The organism is Candidatus Neomarinimicrobiota bacterium, from assembly GCA_041862535.1.
Classification (GTDB): Bacteria; Fidelibacterota; Marinisomatia; order SCGC-AAA003-L08; family TS1B11.
Window position 1 is genome coordinate 1 of the sequence record JBGVTM010000114.1, and the last position, 3,426, is coordinate 3,426.

At 52.2% G+C, this 3,426-nt stretch carries 3 protein-coding genes; all 3 read left to right on the plus strand.

The features are described 5' to 3' along the window. Nucleotides 1-607: T9SS type A sorting domain-containing protein (locus ACETWG_04295; protein MFB0515811.1), on the plus strand; the 607-nt coding region annotated here is incomplete at its 5' end. 58 nt (nt 608-665) lie between these two features. Further along, entirely contained in the window at nt 666-2,579 is a 1,914-nt protein-coding gene (locus tag ACETWG_04300; protein MFB0515812.1) for a FlgD immunoglobulin-like domain containing protein, read from the plus strand. Between the two features lie 600 nt (nt 2,580-3,179). Beyond that, on the plus strand, nt 3,180-3,426 hold a 247-nt coding region (locus tag ACETWG_04305; GenBank protein ID MFB0515813.1), incomplete at its 3' end, for a hypothetical protein.

Consider the following 3,426-nt stretch of genomic DNA (forward strand, 5'->3'; position numbering starts at 1 on the left):
CACGGTGACCGATGCATCCCAGTACAGTTTCCTCGCCTGGGATGCGTGGAAGGATGACGGGGTCGTGGTCTACTTGAATGGGACCGAGGTTCTGAGGGGCAACATGCCTACCGGCACGATTAGCTATGACTCGTATGCCGTGGGCAGCGAACACTCTCATGTAACCCTGGAGACCGATGCGAGCCTGCTGGTGGACGGGGAAAACGTCGTCGCGGTCTCTCTGCACAACAAGGACTCAGACGTCACCGGCGACCGAAGCCTGGATCTACACCTGGTTGGAAAGCGAGTTGTGTTGTCTGTGGATTCCGATCCGGGTGGGCTAACGCCCCAGGCCTATCGCCTCTTCCAGAACTATCCGAATCCCTTCAATCCAGCGACCACTATTCGTTACTCTATCAGCAGGGGAGGCTATGTAAATCTGTCGCTCTATGACCTGACCGGACGCTTGGTAAATACGCTTGTCTCTGAACAACGCACCCCTGGAGAGCACGCTGTCCGGTGGAATGGAATCAACGCCAGTGGTAGAGCCGTCAGTAGTGGTATTTACCTGTACAGGCTGGAGGTAAACGGCGTTGTCCTTACGCGGCGCATGGTCTTCATCAAATAACCTGAATCCGGTTACCAGCGGGCCTCAACTGCCTGGGGCCCGCTGGAACTACCCTTCGATGAACAAGCTATATATACTCTGTGCATTGATTTTCTTTGCGACCAGCGCTGCCAGCCAGTCTACCCGCCAGGTCACGTTTGTCCTCAATACCGCCACCGTCGATAACTACACCGACTCAACTGTGACCGGCTTCGTGACGGGAGATTATGATGACTGGAACGACTGGAACGATACCCTCTCGATCGTTGGGGACTATAGTAGCCGTACTATGCCTCTCACCGGGGACTCGACCTACAAATACAGGTTCGTGTATAAGGATCTTGCCGGTAATGCGCATTGGGAAAGTGTACCTGATCGTATCATTACCGTTCTGAATAACACTACGGTATTTCATTATTGGAATGACCTGGCGCCTTTCACGCCCACCGACGAGATCGATATATGGTTCCGCGTGAATATGGCTTCGAAGCCGTTGGGCTTTGATCCTGAGGAAGCCGTTGTCGCCGTTCGTGGTGATACGCCTCCGCTGGGCTGGGATTGTAATACGGTCTTGAGCCGCGAGAATGATGGGTTGTACTACTCCGGCCTGGTATCATTTCCTTCCAATCTGGCGGTGGGAGATACGATTCAATACAAGTTTGCGTTCGAACAAAATGATACCCTGCATTATGAAAGCCCCCAGGCTGATATTATTAAACCGGACAATAACCGCTATTTTATAATCGGCAATGATACCACGCTGGCATTCAGGTACTTTAGTGATCAGGCACCAGCTGGCAACCTGCCGGTCACCGCGCACGTCTGCTGGGCAGTTGACATGAGCGTGTATGAAGAGCTGGGCATTTTCAGTGTACCCAGGGAGGATACTATGCAGGTCCGGGGCGGATTCAATGGGTGGGGAAATGAACCGCTGCCGGACCGATCCAATCTGAATATGCGCCGTATCGAGGGAACAACCATCTATCAACTTATCACTCCCATCGTGAATTTTCCCGGTTTTATCGACAAATATAAATATTACATAAAGTTCAGTGCAGCGTCATTGGCTCTCATCCGGTCCCAAAACCCTTACTTCTATACTGATATGGGTTACGAGAATCCGCCCATAAAAGGGGGTGGTGACCGCGCTTTCATCTTTAATGGTGACGAAGATAATGTCCAGCAAATTGGCCTGGAGTATTATAACGGCCTGCCACCTGAAGGTGTTATCCCTGACGGAAAAACCATCACCCTGACCCACAGCGTATACATGGGAGAAGTGATCCAAGATGGCCTGTTCAACCCGGCGATTGATACGCTTCGGCTGCTGATAAAAGATGAGTGGATCGCCCACATTCAAGGCCTGTTGGCCGAAAACGGCCATCACCCGGACCTGGTTTTGAATGATTACGGTGACGACGGTGACGCCGTGGCGGGCGATGAGGTCTATACGGTCACGTTTAAGATTACCGGCAAATCACCCTATCATATGGTTTACGTATACCAGATCGATGGTCGCGATATCACCTTGACCGAGGGAGGCGGGTATGGATCTGGCCGCTTCCGTTGCCGATATATTCACCCTACCACCCTCAATCCGATCACCTGGCCATCCTCGTTTGCTTTCCCGGAAGACGAATGGAAGACAGGCCCTCCGATGGTAGTTGAATCCCCACCGTCGCTGCTGGGAATTGATGCTTACGATATCTTCCCGCAAGATTTTGTAGTGAGCCAGAACTACCCCAATCTTTTCAATTCCTGCACTACCATCCGGTTTCACCTCTCTGTTGCCACCGACGTCGACATTGTGGTCTACGACCTGTTGGGTCGGGAAGTAGAGCGGCTGATAGAAGGTTATAAGGAACCAGGGTATCACCGGGTTAATTGGGACGGCAGAACAACTTCAGGTCACGAGGTGCCCACTGGTATCTACATTGCCTGCCTGGTCACTCCGGAGCACACAAAATCCATCAAGATGCTATTATTGAAATAGCGTACATACAGTCCCGCAGAATGCGGGGATGCTGCTGAAGTAAGATACGGCATCCATCACATCCTCCTTATCTTCCAAGAGAGGGATAGGGTTAAATAATAACCATTTATGTTGGTTACATAATAAATGGGGTACATGGGTAACAGTTGATGATGACATGGCTGGCTGGGCCCCGCAGCCCACCGGGCCACATCGGTTCAGTGACCTGCCACGTTGAATCAGTAAGGAGCCGTTACTTCAGCAGCACCTTGCGGCCGGCGGACAGGAAGGAGCCCGACCGGGAACGCTACGCGGCTGATCGGTAGAACGGGAGAAGGGGAGCGTTGATTATTGAAAATTGAAAAATGAAAATTGAAAAATGAAGCATCGAATACAATAGATTGTTGCTAGAGAAGAGCCTGCCGGGGCCAGGACGGCTGGCAGTAAGAGAACGGGAGAGGGGGGTGAAGGGGAGCGCAGGGCGGTCTCAAAAAGGGGCCAAGGAGACACCCTAAAATTCAACAAAATCCATACAAAATTCAGCATTTTAAAATTTTTTCCCGACGGGAGGCCGGAATCTGCCTGTTGAAAAATGTCCCGCAGGGACTCCTTCGGAACAAAATGAGATCGCCACATCCCGACCTGAAGGTCGGGACTCGCGATGACGGATTGTCACGGCCACTGTGGGGCATCGCAGCGGTAGGGCCATATGGCGGCGGCATCAACATCGTGCCGGAATATAAGACCCTGGAAACGGTTTGTCGTTCGCCTGGTGCGCCTGGTGCGCGATATGCGCGAAAAAAAGAAGTTTCGAGTTACTGGCGAGCGGGACAGCGGCACTGGCAGTACCAAGAAGGGCTGTTGAGCG